This is a genomic window from Haloferula rosea, from assembly GCF_016595525.1.
GTDB classification, from domain to species: domain Bacteria; phylum Verrucomicrobiota; class Verrucomicrobiia; order Verrucomicrobiales; family Akkermansiaceae; genus Haloferula; species Haloferula rosea.
On sequence record NZ_JAENII010000004.1, the window covers coordinates 31,960 to 48,424 of the forward strand.

Sequence of the window (16,465 nt, forward strand, 5' to 3'; positions counted from 1 at the left end):
CCCGGGTGGAAGAGGGCGTGCCGTGACTCACTGCATCCCTTTCAGCATCTTGACGAACTCGGAGCGTTGTTCATCCGGATCGTCGGCGAGCGAAGGCCTCGCGATCTCCGCGATCTGATCCCAGCTGAAATCCTCCAGTTCCCCGAAGTTGCGGAGCTTCATCCCGAACATCGCGACCGCCGCAGCCAACTGGAAATCCTTGTCGGCCTCCGAGACCTCGACCGCCTCGCCCTTGACAGCTTTCTCGATGAGCTTGCTCTTGTCGCCCTCAGGGTGCTTGTAGCGGAGCTTCAGGGTGAACCAGTCATCACTCTCCACCAGCTCGACCTCGGGTTCTTCCGTTGGCTTCCGCTGATATCTCAGCTTGTCGACTTCCCCCGTATCCGGGGCATCCACCCCTGCGGGCACGATCTCATAGATGGCGGTCACGGTATGGCCTGCACCGATCTCTCCGGCATCCACCTTGTCGTCGTTGAAATCCCGGTCCCGCAGCACCCGGTTGGCATAGCCGATCAAGCGATAGGCGGCCACCTTCCCCGGATTGAACTCGACCTGGATCTTCACGTCCTTGGCAATGGTCACCAGCGTGCCGCTCAGCTTGTTCATCAGCACCCGCTTCGCCTCACCCCTGCCATCGAGGTAGAAGTAGTTCCCGTTCCCGTCGTTGCTGATCTGCTCCATCAGGGCGTCGTTCAGATTTCCCGTGCCGAAGCCAAGCACCGTCAGATAGACCCCCTTCGCCGCGCGCTTCTGCACGAGCTTCACGAGCTCTCCCTGCCCGGTGACTCCCACATTGAAGTCTCCGTCGGTGGCAAGGATCACACGGTTCACTCCACCGTCGCGCTTGTGGTTGAGTGCCATCTGATAGGCCCGCTGCAGTCCGGCGCCACCATTGGTCGAGCCGCCGGATTCCAGCTTGCCGATCGCCGAGAGCGCCTGCCGTTTTCCATCCTCGTCCAGAAGCGTGGGTGGCAGAACCACCCCCTCGGTGCCGGCATAGACGACGATCCCGACCCGGTCGCGCTCATCGAGGCTCTTCACCAGCATCTTCATCGAGCGCTTGAGGAGTTGGAGCTTGTCCGGCGACTGCATCGATCCCGAAACATCGATCAGGAAGACCAGGTTGGAGGCAGGGCGCGCATTCATCTCCACTTCCCGGCCCTTGAGAGCCACCCGGGCCAGCAAGTGTTCCGGTGCCCACGGGCAGGTAGTGATGGCGGTATCCACCGCAAACGGCCTTTCCCCTTCCGGAGCTGGATAACGATAGTCGAAGTAGTTGATGCACTCCTCGATTCTTACCGCATCCGGCTGGACCCGGCGCCCCTCCCGGATGGCGCGGCGCAGGTTCGTGAAGGACGCCGTGTCCACATCGATCGAGAAGGTCGATAGCGGCGTATCCAAAGCCGACTTCCACGGCTGATCCACCAACTGCCCGTAGCGCTCGGTATTGCCACCACGATCGAGGATGCCTTCACCCAGTGGAGGTCGCGGTTCCGGGACAGGGACCATTCTGGGTTGGGGCATCGACCGCCCTGTCGAAAGACTGCGCGATTGAATGTTCCCGGCTTTGCCGGTCGTGTCGGTTTTCGCGAATGGGGCTTCGTTCGCCAACCCATCGGCAGGAACGGATCCCCCTTGGGGAGCACGGGCCGGCATTGGCTTCACCACAGCCGGAGGTGCCGGCGGGCTGATCGCGCCGGAATCCGCCGGCACATCCATCCCTGGAGTGTGCTCTTCGGCGACGAAGGTGTCGGCCTTCTCCAAACGATCCAACGCCGCCATACCGCTCTCCGGTTCAACAGCGAAGGTATCCAACTCGCGCGACTCCACGGCAGCGGATTCTGCCGGCAGTTTGCCCCGCGGACCTGGAAGCGCCCGGGTGCGATCCTCTTGCTCGGTGACATGATGATAGGCCACCTCCGGAGCGGCAGCACGGTTCTTGTAGTGAACCCATGCCCCACCCATCGCGACCGCCGCCGCTGCCGAGAGCGGCACCCATGCGGGTATCCGTCTCCGGGCCTTGGGAGCGTCCTCATCGATCGCCTTCTCGATGCCCTCGAGCAATTGCTCGTCCGCATCCCGGTTCCTTGCCTGCTCCTTGAGCAGTGCATCCATCAGATCATCTTCCGCTTTCATTTCAAATTGGTCTTGGTTGGGGTTCATGCTTCTCGGCTCATGCATTCGCGCAGGGCATCCCGCGCCCGCTCCAGCCTCTTTCTCAGGGCGGCGGCGCTGGCATTCATCAGCTCCGCGGCTTCATCAGAAGTACGACCTTCATCGTAAACGAGACGCACGGTCTCGGCCATGGCTTCCGGCAGCTTCGACCGGCATTCAGCAAGCCTCGCAAAAAGGCCGTTGTCATCGGCAGCCGGTTGAAACACATGTTCCAGACGGGAGAGCTCATCTTCATCCAGATGGACCTCCCTCGAGTGCCTTCGGCAATGCTCCCTCCACTTGTTGCGGACGATTCCCCGCATCCACGTGGAGAAATCACGGCTCACATCGAACTTGTCCAAACTCCGCCAGGCGGCGACGCAGGAATCCTGAACGAGGTCTCTTCCCGCGGATTCGGACTTCACGAGGGTGGTCGCGTAGGCAACGAGGCCTCGGTGGTGCGCTCGAATCAAATCGGCAAATCGGCTTCGGTCCATCGCGGGGAACTCTATCACAGTGGCAGCTTGCATGGCATCTTCACCCACCATTGATGTGAGCCGCCCGGATTGTGACATCGATCTTCAGATTTTCTTCCCGTCCGCGATTCCCTTGCGGGGATGGGTTTCCGTGCGACCCTGCCTCATGAACCAGTTACTCTCCGATTCGACCCTCCGCCGACTGCAGGAAAGGCTCCAGAATGCCGAAACCCTGACCCGCACGACACTGGCGGGAGCAAGGGACGAGAATCCGCTCGTCGAACCCACCCGACAACTCCTGGCCGTCCATCAGGAAATCCGCACGCTGCTTGGCGCCGATTACTCCCCGGATGGCTCTGAGATGCCGGATGATCGCGATTTCGATAAGGCTGCCGTCCAGATCAGCCGCGAAGAGCATACACTCAAGCCCGAGGTGAAGGATGTCCTCAAGGCCTTGTTCATGTGGAGGGATGATCCGGCCGAGCGCGCCAACGAGCTTTCCTCGTAGCGTGGATATCAGCCAAGCAGCTGCCACATCGGCGCAAGGCGGTCCGCAGTCAGCCAAGCATCCTTCTTCATCGCACAACCAAGCGTCAGGAAGCCGGCAGCCTGAGCACGAAGCAGGCCCCTTCAGCCGAACTCCGGCAAAGCAGATCGCCATTCATGCTACGGGCAAGGCGACGCGAGAGGGCCAGCCCCAGACCGACTCCAGGGCGGGATTCCGCAGCGGCCTGGGCTGACTTGTGGAAAGCCCGGAAGACCTCCTTGAACTCCGCTTCGTCAATGCCCGGTCCATGGTCACAGACCAAGATCTCCACCGCTTCACCGGCTGGCTTCGCAGCCAACCGCACCTCGGGCGGATCACCCCCGGCCGCATACTTTGCCGCGTTGTCGATGAGGTTGAACAACACATGCTCGATGGCGGTGGCACTACCGGCCGCCTCCAAACCAGCTGGAACATCCACCACCAGAGTCATGCGGGCACCGGCAAGGCGCTCTTCAAACCGCTCGCGCATCGAATCGACCAACCCCCCGACCTCCAGCGTCTCGGCCTTCGGCTTCGTCGGGCGCCGCTCGATCTGCGAGAACGCCAACACATTCTCCACGAGGTGCGACAACCGATCGGCTTCGCGACGCAGGGTGCGGAAATAGGTCGTCCGCTTCTTCTCCTCGGTCACCGCACCGCTTTCCAGCATGTCGGAGTAGAGGCGGAAGGTCGTCAGCGGAGTCCTCAACTCGTGGGTGACCGCAGAGACGAACGACGCTCGACGCTCGCTCAGCTTCATGATCCCGTGAACCATGAACGCACCCGCTGCCAGTGCCACCAGCATCACCACCCATCCGGCGGCGAGCAACGGAGTGACCGCTCCCCGGATCTCCGTGGTCGCCGCTGCCGACTCCCCCGGAACCAGCCGCCACGGAAACGATGCCAAAGCCAGCGCATTCCCGGCGGCTTCCATCGGCTTCATCGGCTCAAGGTCCGCGCGTGGCAGAAGATCCCGGATCTCGCCTAACAGAAGTTCCTTGAACTCAGCAGTCTTCAGCCACACCCCTTCGATCTTCTTCATCGGCTCGTCGCCCTGCACCTCACGCAGGAGGAATGCCTCCTGACCGATCCACGCCGGCTGAAAGGCCGTCGCGAATGCCGCGAGCGGTTGATCGGGCCCCGGTGCCGCCAACTGCTGCGCCAGCCCGGCTTTCTCCACGGCGGCATTCACCGTCTTGCCCCGCACCGCCCGCTCCTTCATGCTCAGCTCCTGCTGGTACTGCAGACTCGTTCGCTCGCCTTCCGGGTCTTTCGTATTGCCCGCGATGTAGGCATTCGCGCTCCACTGCTGCGCCCCACTGTGCACCGCCTGACACATCAGCTGGTAGCGTGGAATGAGGTCCTCATCGGCCTGGAGAAGTTGGTTGAGTTCCGCCAACTGCTCATCGCTACATGGCTCCGTCGGGATCGCCCGACAATCGGGAGAAAGCTGGAACCTGACCCGCGCAAAGGAATTCGGCAGTTGGTTCCCCGCCGGATTCATCACCCGTTGGTTCTCCTCGATCGTCACGGCCGAGGCCGCACCGTCCATGCGCCAGAGAGAAAGACGAATCCGCTCCTCAAGGTCAGCCCGCGCCATGGCCAGCGAACGCTCCCGCTCCGATTCCAACACACCGTGAGTCAGGCAGGCCATCGCCCCGATGATCAGGACACCGCAGGCAAGCAACAGCAACCAGGCGGTTCGATTGGATCGGCCGCCGGATTTCATGACCTCAGCCTCCATCCTTTTCCACGGACCGTCATCAGGAAAGCCTGCTCGCGATCACGCAGCTTGGTCCGCAGGTGCATGACATGCATGTCCAGGGTTCTCGTCTCCGTCCTCGCTGGGTCCAACCCCCAGACATGGCGCAGGATCTCATCCCGGGAAACCACACGGCCACCCGCTTCCAGCATGTAGCGCAGCAGCCCCGCTTCCCGCTCGGAGAGTTCCTCTTCACCCCCATCCTGAAACTCCAGCCGATTGGCTGCGAAATCCACCTCGCCTCCCGGAACCTTGCGTCGGTCCTCCGGAGCCGCCCTTTCACAGGTCCGCCGCAGCACCGCCTCCACCCGTGCCAGCAGCTCACGCACACTGAAGGGCTTCATCACGTAGTCGTCGGCCCCGAGCTCCAGCCCGCGCACCCGATCGTTCTCCTCACCGCGGGCCGACAGGATGATGACCGGCTGACCGGCCCTTGCCCGCTTGAGCTCCTCGAGGATGGAGAACCCGTCGCGCCCGGGCAGCACGAGGTCGAGAAGCAACAAGCGGTAGTTGGCGCGCAATGCCAGCTCCATCCCGCTCGCACCATCCGCTGCCGACAGGGTCAGGTAACCGGCATGCTCCAGGGCGTCCACGACCCCCTGACGCACGGCCGCATCATCCTCGATCACCAGTATGGTCGTCTCTCCCACGGGACCATCCGACGTTACTTTCCCTCCTTCTTCAAGACCGACGTTCCCGCAAACGGGATCTTCGTGGTGTTGATGTCGAGAAAGGGCTTCAGCTCATAGACCTCGGTGTAGCCGTAGGCATGCAGATTGATGAAGGTCGGGATGTTCAGGGCGACCGGCGCGAACTTGCTCGCGAAATGAACCGGCTCCTTGTCGAAGTTGTTGTTGCAGTAAATCAGCACCCGGGTCGTCTTGCTCGGGATCACCTCCTTCAGCGAGGCCTCGGTGAAATCGGAGAAGTTCAGATGCACCGCCCCCTTCACATGCAGCTTCTCATACTTCCCGCGCGATCGTGTATCGAGGATGATGGTCCCTTCCTCCTTCGACATCCGGATGAACTCGGACTCATCGATCCTGCGCTGCTCCCGCAGCTCCTTCACTTCCGCCGTGACGGTTTGGAATCCAAGGAAGTCGATGGCCGGGTTTCCCTCGTCGGCCAGAAGACACGTCGTCCCGAGAAGACTGATAAGTAGTTTGCGTTTCATCACCCCGGCATCCTATCCGACACGGCGGATCCAGTCCGTAAAGAGCCCGTAAATTCACCCAGGTAAAATCAACGTAAAGCGCTCGTTCACAGGTTGTGCATCACACGTCTCGCCCCCACCATGCCCGATGTGATGAAAACACGAATCCTCCTAACAACCGCCGCGGCTCTCTCGATCTGCAACTTGTCCGCCTACGACCTCCACGAGTGGGGCACCTTCACCACCGTCGCCGGATCCGACGGAGTCCTGCTGACCGGCCTCGAGCGCGAAGAAGAGGCACTGCCCAGCTACGTCCGTCACCACCCCGGATTCATGAACCACCATCCGGCCTTCGCCAATGTCTTCATGAAGCGCATGCCGGTCCCGGCACGCAACGTGAAGGTGAAGATGGAGACCCCGGTCATCTACTTCCACTCCGATGAGGCATTCACCGCGAAAGTCAAAGTCGGCTTCGAGGGAGGCACCATCAGCCAGTGGTATCCCGAGCGCTCGGGCGGAGAGTCGATCCGCTTCCCCGATCCCGGGTCGGCTGCAGGCCCGCGCTACCTCGACTTCGCCAAACCCTACACCGGATCGATCGAGTGGGAGATCGATGTGCTGTCTCCCGAAGAGAGCCGCGAAACCATCCTCTTCAAATCGGAGGACCTCCTGCAATGGACCCGGGCCCGCATCCCGGAAGCCAATGTCGTCCGCGACTCCAGCGGAGCGACGGAAGGCTTCCTGTTCTACCGCGGACTCGGAAGCTTCACTCCCGGACTGACGACCCGCGTTTCCCAGGACGAAACCCTGAGCCTCACCAATGACACCGAAGGCGCGATCCCCTATCTCCTCATCTACGAGCGCCAGGCGAACGGCACCCATTGGTGGACCGAGCACAAGGGCTTGGCCAAGGGAGAGACCATCCGTTTCAGCGAAGCCGATCTATCACGCGAAGGCAAAGGAACCTTCGACTCGGAGCTCTACCTGAGCCTGAGCAGGAATCTCGCTCAACAGGGGCTCCTCAAATCAGAATCCCGCGCCATGGTCGAAACGTGGTGGAAGAGCTACTTCGCCGCACCCGGCCTGCGGGTCTTCTGGGTGCTCCCCGATGCACGCACCGAGGCCATCCTTCCCCTCGAGGTCAGCCCTGCTCCGGAAAAGACCGTTCGCGTCCTTGTCGGTCGGTCCGAGATCATCCGCCCACGGCAGGAAGCCCTCTGGCTCAGCCAAGCCAATTCCAAGGATGACAACGAAAAGAACGCATGGAACATGCTCACCCTCTCGGATCGCTTCGGTGCTGCCTACCTCGAGCGCGTTCAAGCCCTCCAACAACAGGCAAAGCACTGACCCGGCGACCGCTCACTTCTTCTTTTTCTTGTTCCGCTGGTTGGCCTTGCGGGCGGCTTCGGCGGCCTTCTTGTTCGCCTCCTTCGCCTTCTTCTGAAGCTGGTTGTCACCGCGGGCGACGATGCGTGTCGCCTTGTAAGTCGTCTCGGCCCGCGTGTCGCCGTACTCCTTCACGCCGCCCGTCACCATCGCCTGCATCCCGACCTTCACATCCTTCAAGGTGGCCTCCTCCCCATCCACGATCACCTCGGCGAAGTCCGACAGGATGTAGTACTTGTCGCCCACGGTGATGGAATTCTCACCCACCGATTTGACCACCGGCAGCTCTGCCGCATTCCCCTTCTTGGAAAGCGGACGCTTCTTGTTCTGGTTCCTACGCTTTGGCGTGGCTGCATCGACCTGCAGCCGGCCCACCGCCACAAGGGTGGTGCCAACAAGCAACTGAGCGAGAAAGGCGCGGCGTGAAAGGCTCATGATGGACAACTACTGGTTTCGGGAACTGCGGCTTTCAAGCCACCGTCAGGCGTTGGCATCCCGGAGCCGCTCCCGCACGCCCTCAATGTCGAATTCCTGCAGATATTTTTCAAGATTGGGATACCAGAACTCATGGTAGCCATACTCAGGATCCGTGAACTCCTCCATCGCCCGATCACGGGACCACCCCTGCACGACCATCCGGTAGGCGGCAACGACCACCCCGGTGCGGTCGGATCCGTGGAGGCAGTGGACAAGGGTTGGTCCATCCCCCGTCGTCAGCACCCGCAGTGCCTCGAAGATCTCGTCGTCACCCACCGTCCCTGCATTCATCCGGACATGGTGCCGCTCCCAGTCGGGCGCCAGGCGATCGTCGGAGTGGAAGAAGCGCAGGTTCAGAACCCTCTGAATCCGCTTCTCCTGCTCGATCTGGTCGAACTCCTCCGCCGTCGGTTGACCTGACCGCCAGACCCTGTCGTCCACTCGATGCAGTTGGTTCACCCCGGAGCAGGCGGCCAGTGCCAGCGCCAGGACGGCGGCGAGGAAAGCTCGGGAGCGGACAAGGATCACGGGGGAAACGCTGATCCTTCGGGCCCCACGAATCAACCATCAAGGGATTGGATGATGATTTCGCGGCAGAGATCGCGTAGTATCCCCTCCGCGATGACTCGATGCGCTCCTTCATGCCTGGCACCGCTGCTCCTGCTCACCGCAGGCGCGGAGCCACCGACCCGTGGCATCGACATCGAACTGATCGCGGAATCCCGGTCCATTCAACCCGGCAAGCCCTTCACGCTGGGTCTCGCGATTCATCATCACGAAGGTTTCCACACCTACTGGCAGAACCCGGGGATCGTAGGAGTCCCCACCAGCATCGAGTGGGACATGCCGGAAGGCTTCCAGGCCGGACCCATCCAATGGCCGACCCCCGAGAAGGTGGACATGGCCGGACACCCCGCCCACGGCTACGAGCGTGACGTCCTGCTCATGGTCGAAGTGACTCCGCCGGAGTCGCTGGACATGGCAAGCTGCACCTTCCGTGCCTCCGCCTCGTGGATGGCCTGCGCGGCCTCATGCCATCCGGGCAGCAGGACACTTTCCACTACACTTCCCGTAGAAAGCGATGCTTCCGGAGATGGTCCGGATGACCCTCGATTCGAAGCGGCCCGATCCGAACTACCCCGACCGCTCGCCAACTGGGCGGGAACCTGGCAGTCGGACGCATCAGGCACCGGCATCACCATCCACCTCCAACCACCCTCCGGTCAAAAGCCGATCGAGAGCGTCTATTTCTTCTCCAGTGACGGCCAGATCTCATCGGACCAACCGCAGACGCTCACGCTCACGCGCGATGGCGGGTTGTCACTCGCCATGAAACGCTGCGAGTTCAGTCCCGAAACGCGGAAGGTCCTTCCCGGTGTTTTCCAAGTGCAGAGCAACGATGGATCCGTCACCTTGGGTTGCATCGACCTGAAGAAGGACGAAAAACCCACCTTGCCGAAGCCGTAGCCCGGTCTTCCAAACCAGAAACATCCATCCATTCTTCATTCATGTTCCGCTCCACCATCATCGTCTTCTTCGCACTGCTCGCATCCCTCACTGCAAACCCCCTCGTCTACGAAGGCGGGTCCGGACCCGGCAAGGGATCTCACATCGTCTTCCTCGCGAGTGACCATGAATATCGGACCGAGGAAACCTGCCCCGCCCTCGCACGGATTCTCGCCAGGCATCATGGATTCAAGTGCACGGTGCTCTTCGGTCTGGATAAGAACGGCGAGATCGAGGCCGGAGCATCGAACATCCCCGGCATGGAAGCTCTTGATGACGCGGATCTGCTGGTGATCTTCACCCGTTTCCTCAATCTTCCGGACGACCAGATGGCCCACCTCGATGCCTATCTCGAGCGGGGCGGACCCGTGGTCGGAATGCGCACCGCCTCCCACGCCTTCAAGATTCCCGCTGGATCGAAGTATGCCAAATACGACTACCGGTCCAAGGTTCCCGGCTACGAGAAAGGCTTCGGCCACCAGGTGCTGGGCAACACATGGGTCGGCCACTACGGGAAGAACCACAAACAGGGGACCCGCATCGAAATCGTTCCCGAACAGAAGGACCACGTCATTCTGCGCGGCGTGAAGGACCACGCATTCTGCCACGCCGGCGGCTATGTCGGTGAAGTTCGTGATGGCTTCACCGTCCTCACCAACTCCCAACCCCTGGTGTCCATGGATCCTGACTCGAAGGCTGACCCCAAGAAACCACCCATGCCGTCAACCTGGACCCGGCACTACGAATCGAAGGACGGCGGGAAGCATCGCGTCTTCCACTCGACCCAGGGTGCCTCGCTCGATCTCCTCGACGACAGCTATCGTCGACTGCTGATCAACGGCATCTTCTGGGCCAGCGGCAAGGAGGCCTCGATCCAACCCGACATGAACATCGCCTTTGTCGGCCCGTTCAAGCCAAGCCGCTTCTCCTTCGGCGGGCATGTCAAGGGCGTGAAGCCAGCCGACCTCGCCGAATGGACAAGCCCGATCATGCCGGCTTCGAATAGCGCGCCAAACAAGCCCCGCAAGAACCCGGCGAAGCCTGCAAAGTAACCGAGGGTGGATGATTCCCGACCTCGAGAATCACTGCTCAACCACCCGGTAGAATCGTTTGTCGTAGGTGCCGAACGGATTGAAGATCGGCTGCAGCGGCAGACCGGTCCCGCCGTAAACCCCCTCGATGCTCCAGACCTTCAGGTCCGAGGTGCCCTCAAGACGGTAACTCTTCCCCACTTCACTATCCCAGGTCATCTGGATGCCCCCCTCGACCTTTGAGATCGAAGCCTGGACCGGCGGAAGGGTGATCCTCACGGTTTCCGGGTCGAGAGTGAAGGCGATCGTGGAGGTGCCAGCTGAGACCGAACCCGTTGCGGAAGTCATCTCACAAACCTGACTCAGGTTGTCAGGGAGCACATGCACTTCGAAGAGTTCGGCTGGGGACGTTCGGTCGGCGAACTCCAGCTTGATCTCCTTGGATAGTCCCTCTTCATTGACGGGGAAGCTGGGAAAAGTGCCGCCGGCTTCAGTATCAAGGTCCACACTGAAGACATCGGGGTTGCTGGCGAAGTCCCAGCAATTGGACGACAAAACATTCAGCGAACCAACGGTCGTCGGCAGCTCACCGCTCCATTCCTGCCCGTTGATGAGAACGCGAACCGAAAGGTCGATGTCCCCGATGAACTGGGCTCGTCCGTTAAGCGCACCAAGAATCGGCAGAAACGACAGGGCCTTCACCTCGGCATTCGAGTCGTAGGTCATCTCCAGTTCCACCGCATCGCCGGCGGTCACCCCCGTGCCAGCAAAACCAGTACCCGAGACGGACCCCACCGTTCCGGTGGCAGCCCACCTGACCTCCGCCGCACCGGCAACCAGAGCAAACAACGAAAATACGAGGGTCGAACAACTCCGCTTCATGGCCGGAAAACCACTGCGATTCCCCCGGCCTAGCAAGCCCATAAATGGCCCGACTGAGCCACCGCTGTCACCGAAATCCGATCGTCGCATTTCAAGCGACTGATAGCCAGCGACTGCCGAACACGTTTCACTCCCAGCATGCTTCGATTTCTTTTCCTGATCCTCTTCACCGCTCACGCCACTGCATTCACTTATCCCCCTGAGTTCGCGGGGGTCCGCAGTGAAGTCTACAGGACCGTCGGTGATACCGAGCTCCGGTTGTGGTTCTTTGGCAAAGCCGAAGAAGGGCATCCGAAACCGGCCATTGTCTTCTTCTTCGGAGGCGGATGGAACAGTGGTTCTCCCGCCCAGTTCGAACGCCAGGCAAAGCACTTCGCCGAGCGCGGCATGATCGCCATGGTCGCCGACTATCGGGTGAAGAGCCGGAACCAAACGCCTGCCGTCGAATGCGTGAAGGACGGGAAGGCGGCCATCGCCTGGGTGCGCAAGCATGCGAAGCGGCTCGGCATCCACCCGGAACGGATCGCCGCTGCAGGGGGCTCCGCTGGGGGTCACGTCGCCGCCACCACCGGCACCCTCACCGGCTTCGGCTCCGATGAGCGCCCCAATGCCATGATCCTTTTCAACCCAGTTCTGACCCTGGCGGATCTCGACGGGTGGAAGGCGAAAGGCTTTGGAGTCAAGGGGCGGCTCGGCGTCGGGAAAGCCGAGGACCTTTCACCTTCGCATCATATCGGAACACACACCCCTCCCACCCTCATCCTCCACGGAGACAAGGATACCACCGTCCTGCTTTCCTCCGTTCAGGTCTTCGAGGCACGCATGAAAAAAGAGAGCCGTCCCTGCAAGCTCGTCGTGTATCCGGGAGCAGGTCACGGCTTCTTCAACCGCGGACAGACCTACGACGAAACGCTCGCGGAGGCCGACCAGTTCCTCGTCGATCTCGGCTGGATCAAGCCGGTCGACACCAACTGAGGGGTTCTGCCCGCAGACGGCGCTGGTATCCAAGGCTGCCGGAGCCTATCAATACAACAATGGCAGATCGATCGGAGCGGAGCCGGATCACGGCGCATCTCGCCAGTCACCCAAAGACATTCGTCCTCTTCGCGACGGCATCCGCCTTCGCCTGTTACTTCTGTACCTACGCCTTCAGGAAACCCTTCAGTGCGGCGACCTTCGAAGGGGTGCCACTCTTCCTGTCATTCGATGGCCGGACGCTGGAACCCAAAACCTTGTTCGTCATTGCCCAGATCTTCGGCTACTGCGTGTCGAAGTTCATCGGCACCCGACTGTGTGCGGAGCTGCGCCGCGAAGACCTCGCCAAGGCACTGATCATCACCGTCCTGCTCGGCATGCTTGCCCTTCTGGGATTCGCGACCCTTCCCCTGCCGCTGAAGGTGATCGCCATCTTCCTGAACGGGATTCCGCTGGGTGTGATCTGGGGATTCATCGTTCGATACCTCGAGGGGCGCAGCACCTCGGAACTCCTGCTCGCCGGCCTTTCGAGCTCCTACATCCTGTCCAGCGGCGAGGTGAAACGGGTCGGCCGCTGGCTGATCGAATCGGGCGTGTCGGAATTCTGGATGCCCTTCGCCACCGGTGCCCTGTTCCTTCTGCCCTTCCTCGCATCGGTCGGCTTGCTGTCACTGCTTCCCGCTCCCAGCGCCGAGGACGAAGCCCTGCGCATCCGCCGCCAACCGATGGACCGGGAACGCCGCTGGGCCTTCATGCGGCGCTTCTTTCCCGGCATGATCCTGCTTTGCATCGCCTACCTGTTCCTGACTGCCTACCGCGACTTCCGTGACAACTATCAGGCCGACCTGTTCATGCAGATGGGCATCGAGGAAGCCGCCGCCTTTTCCCGCACCGAACGCCCGATCGCCTTCTTTGTCATGATCGTGATGGCCCTGCTGTTCTTGATCCGCAAGAACCGCACCGCGCTCGCAGTGAGCTACGGCATCATGATCTCAGGCCTGGCCATGATGGGTGGCTCGACGTGGCTCTATCAGAGCCGGGAGATCAGTGGTGAAATGTGGATGATCGCCAGCGGCTTGGGTGCCTATCTCGCCTACGTTCCTTTCGGCAGCCTGTTGTTTGACCGCACCATCGCGGTAACCCGGTTCCAAGGCACGGCAGTATTCGCCATCTACGTGGCCGACGCATTGGGGTACACCGGATCAGTGGGTGTGCAGCTGTACAAGGACCTCTTCGCAGGTGACGAGAGCCGCTTGGACTTCTTCATGAACTTCACCTATGGCATGGCCGCCGTCGGCATCCCCCTGATGGCGGGCGCGATGATCTACTTCCTCGGACAGAAGCCGGAGCCGGAGCCAGCTACGGACGCGTGATCCTGAAGTACTCCTTTGCCCGAACCCCCAGATCGACCGCCACCGCCGCCTGCATCAGGGAACCCGTTCCCACCATCTCGAGCACATCAACCCAGTTCGTCAGGTCGGTGCTACGCTGGATCTGATAGGGCACGCCGCTCTCGCTTTGCCACCAAAGTTTCATCTCACTCCCATCGAGCGCCGACTGCTCGATTCGGAAGGGAACTTCGGGAGTCACCGTGAACAGGAAGCGATTCGAGACCTCGGTGTAGGAGTCATTGATGAAGAGGGCCAGGAAGTAGTCTCCCGGCGGAAGTTCAGGCAACTCGAAGGTGACGCTGCCCGTCGTGTTTCCATCCACATAGAGGTAGGCCGTCAAGACGTCCTCACCCGGCGTTTCCCCCTGCTTGAAGATTCCCATCCAGTCCTTCGGAGTTCCCGGTCCGTCCGTGAAATCAACGGTGAAGTCCTCACCTTGTCGGACCGTCGCGGAAGCCATGGAAACCTGTGAGATCTCCGTGCCCACCGAGAACCGCACCCGCTGGGCAATGCCGGTGTATCCGCCGTTGAGGAAGTAGTCGGCAAAGTAGTATCCCTTCGGCAAACCATTGAATGACAGGGTGCCCGCCTCACCTGCGGTTCCCGGTGTCCGGGTTCCATTCAGGTAGTCCCAGTCGGTCGACAACTCTGTCCCGGGCGTGTCGCCTTCCCGGTAGATTCCGATCCAGTCGCTGTCTCCTGCGGGTGCACCCGCATACGAGATCTCCACCGTTTCCCCCTCGTCGAACGACTCCTTGTTCGGCGTCAGCGTCGGTTCATCGCCCACATAGAACGGCACCCGTGGTGCGATCTCCGCGTAGCCATCGTCCGTGAAGAAGGCCACATACCATTCCCCTTCCGGAAGGTTCTGGGTGAAGTTCAGCACCCCGCTCGATCCATCGACATAGGACCACGCCGTCGAAGCCGTGCCGGAGCCCGGCGTATCCCCCTTTCGGTAAATACCGATCCAATCCTGAGCAAGGCCGGGGCCGCCACTGTAATTCACCTGCACATCCTCATTGAGGGCATACACCTTCTTCTCGATGGAAATCTCTGGATCTCCGGTGAAACCACTTCCCGTCACCTCGAACTCCAGTGGAGTGGACCACTCCGACCACTCCACGTTCGAGTCCCGGTGACGCACGCGGGCGAAGTACGTTCCGTCAGCGAGGGAGTCCACCGGCAACTCGTACTGGAGGATGTCCACCCCGTCATGGGTATCGATCGGCGTGTAGTCCGGAGCTCCCGTATCTCCATAAATGTTCTCCACATCCCTCAGGCGATCCACCTTGAGATCAAGGAAGGACGCATCTGTCGCCACCTGGAACCAGGTGCTGTTGAGCACCTCCGAGGTGGAAGTCGAGAATGCCGCACTCTGAAGAGTGAGGGGCAGGGTGATCGGAGCAGGCTCCGAATTCGTCAGGCTGGGTTTGCCCGGCGCGGCGACACCCAGCTTGCGGCTGAACTCATCGACCAGAAGGCTGTTGTAGGACCAGCGGGTCGCAGTGGGGAACTTCACGTTCGCCTCCGCAAAGCACTTCACATTCATCGTCCGGGCATCCAGATCGAACTCGATCAACTGCCAGGCCCAATGCGCCAGGGTCTTCTGCACATCGTCGTAGTCCGCCTCGTTCGACTGCCCCCAGAACTGGTCCCACGAGCTCCCGCCGGAGATGATGTGGTAGATCGGCCAATCCCGCGTCTGTCCCCTCGCATAAATGTGGTGGTGCGCCCCGATGTTCAGCACGTGCTTCCCGGTCTGGGCGAAGACCTGCATCGCGGTATTCCTCAACCACCCGGAGATGTCGCCGATGTACTGCTCGGCCTGGTAGGGGCGGTGGCAGAGGCTGATCATCCAGTCGATCCCGGAGTCCGCTTCGGCCGCATCCACGAGGTTCTGCACCCACCCGGTCTGCGTGGCTCCGGTGTGCTCGCTCGAGGTGTGGACAAAGGCGACGTTGGCCAGCTGATACGCATAGTAGACCTCGGGATCGGGGCTGCTCACTCCGGCGCAGGTGAAATCATCATAGGTGAACAGGGTCTTGTAGTTGGCAAGGCCCGGGTCCTGATAGGTTTCGTGGTTCCCGATCGTCGTCATGATCGGAATGTACGGGGAGATCCATCCGTTGAACTCGAAATGCAGGTTCCGATAGTGATTCAGGGTTCCCACATCGACCTGATCACCCGGCATGATGGCCACGTCGATCGCTTCCTCGATGGGAACCCCGTAGAGGTCCTCGACCTTCTTCTTGGCCCGCTCGACAAGCCGCTCGAACCTTCGCTGGCTCGGATCGATGATCTGGTTGTCCCCCAGAACGAGCACACGGAATCTGCCCGTCGAGGTTCCAAGGGGCTTCGGGGTGCGGAAACGGAACGTGGCGGAAGTGACGTTCTCCGTTCGAACCCGGTATTCATAGTAGGTGTCCGGCTGAAGCCCGGTGATCTGGCCCGCATGATAGTGGTAGCCGGAGCCCATGACCGTCCGACTTCCCGTCACGGTCTGGTTCAGGGGCCCACCATCGACACCGTAGTCGATGAATGTGTCCGCATCGCTGTCCGTCCACCAGCTTACCCGCATCGAGTCGGGGCGCGGAGCGTGGAGATACGGACGCAGCCCGGCAGGCGTGCCGCTGAAATTGAAGTCAATGGCTCCGAATGCGGAACCGGGACGCAGGAAAGAGGCACCTACGGCGGCAAAGCTGCTGAGGCGCAGGAATTGGGATCGATTCATGAGGTTTGGGGAACC

General features: G+C 61.2%; 15 protein-coding genes. 6 read left to right on the forward strand and 9 right to left on the reverse strand.

The window, feature by feature from the left end:
- Window positions 1–27: 27 nt before the first annotated feature.
- Together JIN81_RS06345 and JIN81_RS06350 are read right to left on the reverse strand one after the other, a co-directional pair.
- Window positions 28–2,136 carry a vWA domain-containing protein gene (locus JIN81_RS06345; protein ID WP_200277775.1) on the reverse strand — a complete coding sequence of 703 codons (2,109 nt, stop codon included), beginning with the start codon at window positions 2,134–2,136 and terminating at the stop codon, window positions 28–30.
- Window positions 2,137–2,159: 23 nt separating this feature from the next.
- On the reverse strand, window positions 2,160–2,729 hold the full coding sequence (locus JIN81_RS06350) for an RNA polymerase sigma factor (protein ID WP_325100858.1): 570 nt from the start codon (window positions 2,727–2,729) through the stop codon (window positions 2,160–2,162).
- Between the two features lie 67 nt (window positions 2,730–2,796).
- On the opposite strand from JIN81_RS06350, the gene JIN81_RS06355 reads away from it, so the two are divergent.
- A complete protein-coding gene (locus JIN81_RS06355; protein ID WP_200277777.1) occupies window positions 2,797–3,138 on the forward strand; it encodes a hypothetical protein in 342 nt (113 codons plus the stop codon).
- Between the two features lie 85 nt (window positions 3,139–3,223).
- Here the strand turns inward: JIN81_RS06355 and JIN81_RS06360 are convergent, their stop codons facing one another.
- The 3 genes from JIN81_RS06360 to JIN81_RS06370 are packed head-to-tail and all read right to left on the reverse strand — an operon-like array spanning window position 3,224 to window position 6,092.
- Window positions 3,224–4,885 (reverse strand): sensor histidine kinase, encoded by a 1,662-nt coding sequence (locus tag JIN81_RS06360; protein ID WP_200277778.1) that lies wholly within the window; start codon window positions 4,883–4,885, stop codon window positions 3,224–3,226.
- Window positions 4,882–5,568, reverse strand: a complete 687-nt coding sequence (locus JIN81_RS06365) for a response regulator transcription factor (protein ID WP_200277779.1) — start codon at window positions 5,566–5,568, stop codon at window positions 4,882–4,884. The genes JIN81_RS06360 and JIN81_RS06365 overlap by 4 nt, the downstream gene beginning before the upstream one ends.
- 14 nt (window positions 5,569–5,582) lie before the next feature.
- Window positions 5,583–6,092 carry a rhodanese-like domain-containing protein gene (locus JIN81_RS06370; protein ID WP_200277780.1) on the reverse strand — a complete coding sequence of 170 codons (510 nt, stop codon included), beginning with the start codon at window positions 6,090–6,092 and terminating at the stop codon, window positions 5,583–5,585.
- 132 nt (window positions 6,093–6,224) lie between these two features.
- Here JIN81_RS06370 and JIN81_RS06375 point away from each other — a divergent pair, with 132 nt between their 5' ends.
- Window positions 6,225–7,418: a hypothetical protein gene (locus JIN81_RS06375; RefSeq protein ID WP_200277782.1), complete on the forward strand. Its 1,194-nt coding sequence runs from the start codon at window positions 6,225–6,227 to the stop codon at window positions 7,416–7,418.
- A 12-nt stretch (window positions 7,419–7,430) separates the two neighbouring features.
- Here JIN81_RS06375 and JIN81_RS06380 read toward each other — a convergent pair whose 3' ends face one another.
- Together JIN81_RS06380 and JIN81_RS06385 are read right to left on the reverse strand one after the other, a co-directional pair.
- Complete coding sequence (locus JIN81_RS06380) at window positions 7,431–7,892, reverse strand: hypothetical protein (RefSeq protein ID WP_200277784.1); 462 nt, start codon at window positions 7,890–7,892, stop codon at window positions 7,431–7,433.
- Between the two features lie 45 nt (window positions 7,893–7,937).
- Entirely contained in the window at window positions 7,938–8,462 is a 525-nt protein-coding gene (locus tag JIN81_RS06385; protein WP_200277786.1) for a tyrosine-protein phosphatase, read from the reverse strand.
- A gap of 93 nt (window positions 8,463–8,555) precedes the next feature.
- Between JIN81_RS06385 and JIN81_RS06390 the strand changes: the two genes are divergently transcribed.
- Together JIN81_RS06390 and JIN81_RS06395 are read left to right on the forward strand one after the other, a co-directional pair.
- Window positions 8,556–9,401, forward strand: a complete 846-nt coding sequence (locus JIN81_RS06390) for a protein-disulfide reductase DsbD domain-containing protein (protein WP_200277787.1) — start codon at window positions 8,556–8,558, stop codon at window positions 9,399–9,401.
- Between the two features lie 41 nt (window positions 9,402–9,442).
- Window positions 9,443–10,492, forward strand: coding sequence for a ThuA domain-containing protein (locus tag JIN81_RS06395; RefSeq protein ID WP_200277788.1), 1,050 nt, complete (start codon window positions 9,443–9,445; stop codon window positions 10,490–10,492).
- 30 nt (window positions 10,493–10,522) lie between these two features.
- Here the strand turns inward: JIN81_RS06395 and JIN81_RS06400 are convergent, their stop codons facing one another.
- A complete protein-coding gene (locus tag JIN81_RS06400; RefSeq protein ID WP_200277789.1) occupies window positions 10,523–11,353 on the reverse strand; it encodes a hypothetical protein in 831 nt (276 codons plus the stop codon).
- A gap of 138 nt (window positions 11,354–11,491) precedes the next feature.
- Here JIN81_RS06400 and JIN81_RS06405 point away from each other — a divergent pair, with 138 nt between their 5' ends.
- Both JIN81_RS06405 and JIN81_RS06410 read left to right on the forward strand, forming a co-directional pair.
- On the forward strand, window positions 11,492–12,328 hold the full coding sequence (locus tag JIN81_RS06405; RefSeq protein ID WP_200277790.1) for an alpha/beta hydrolase: 837 nt from the start codon (window positions 11,492–11,494) through the stop codon (window positions 12,326–12,328).
- Window positions 12,329–12,387: 59 nt separating this feature from the next.
- Complete coding sequence (locus JIN81_RS06410) at window positions 12,388–13,701, forward strand: DUF5690 family protein (RefSeq protein ID WP_200277791.1); 1,314 nt, start codon at window positions 12,388–12,390, stop codon at window positions 13,699–13,701.
- Here JIN81_RS06410 and JIN81_RS06415 read toward each other — a convergent pair.
- On the reverse strand, window positions 13,688–16,450 hold the full coding sequence (locus tag JIN81_RS06415) for a purple acid phosphatase family protein (RefSeq protein ID WP_200277792.1): 2,763 nt from the start codon (window positions 16,448–16,450) through the stop codon (window positions 13,688–13,690). The genes JIN81_RS06410 and JIN81_RS06415 overlap by 14 nt on opposite strands.
- Between the last annotated feature and the right edge of the window lie 15 nt (window positions 16,451–16,465).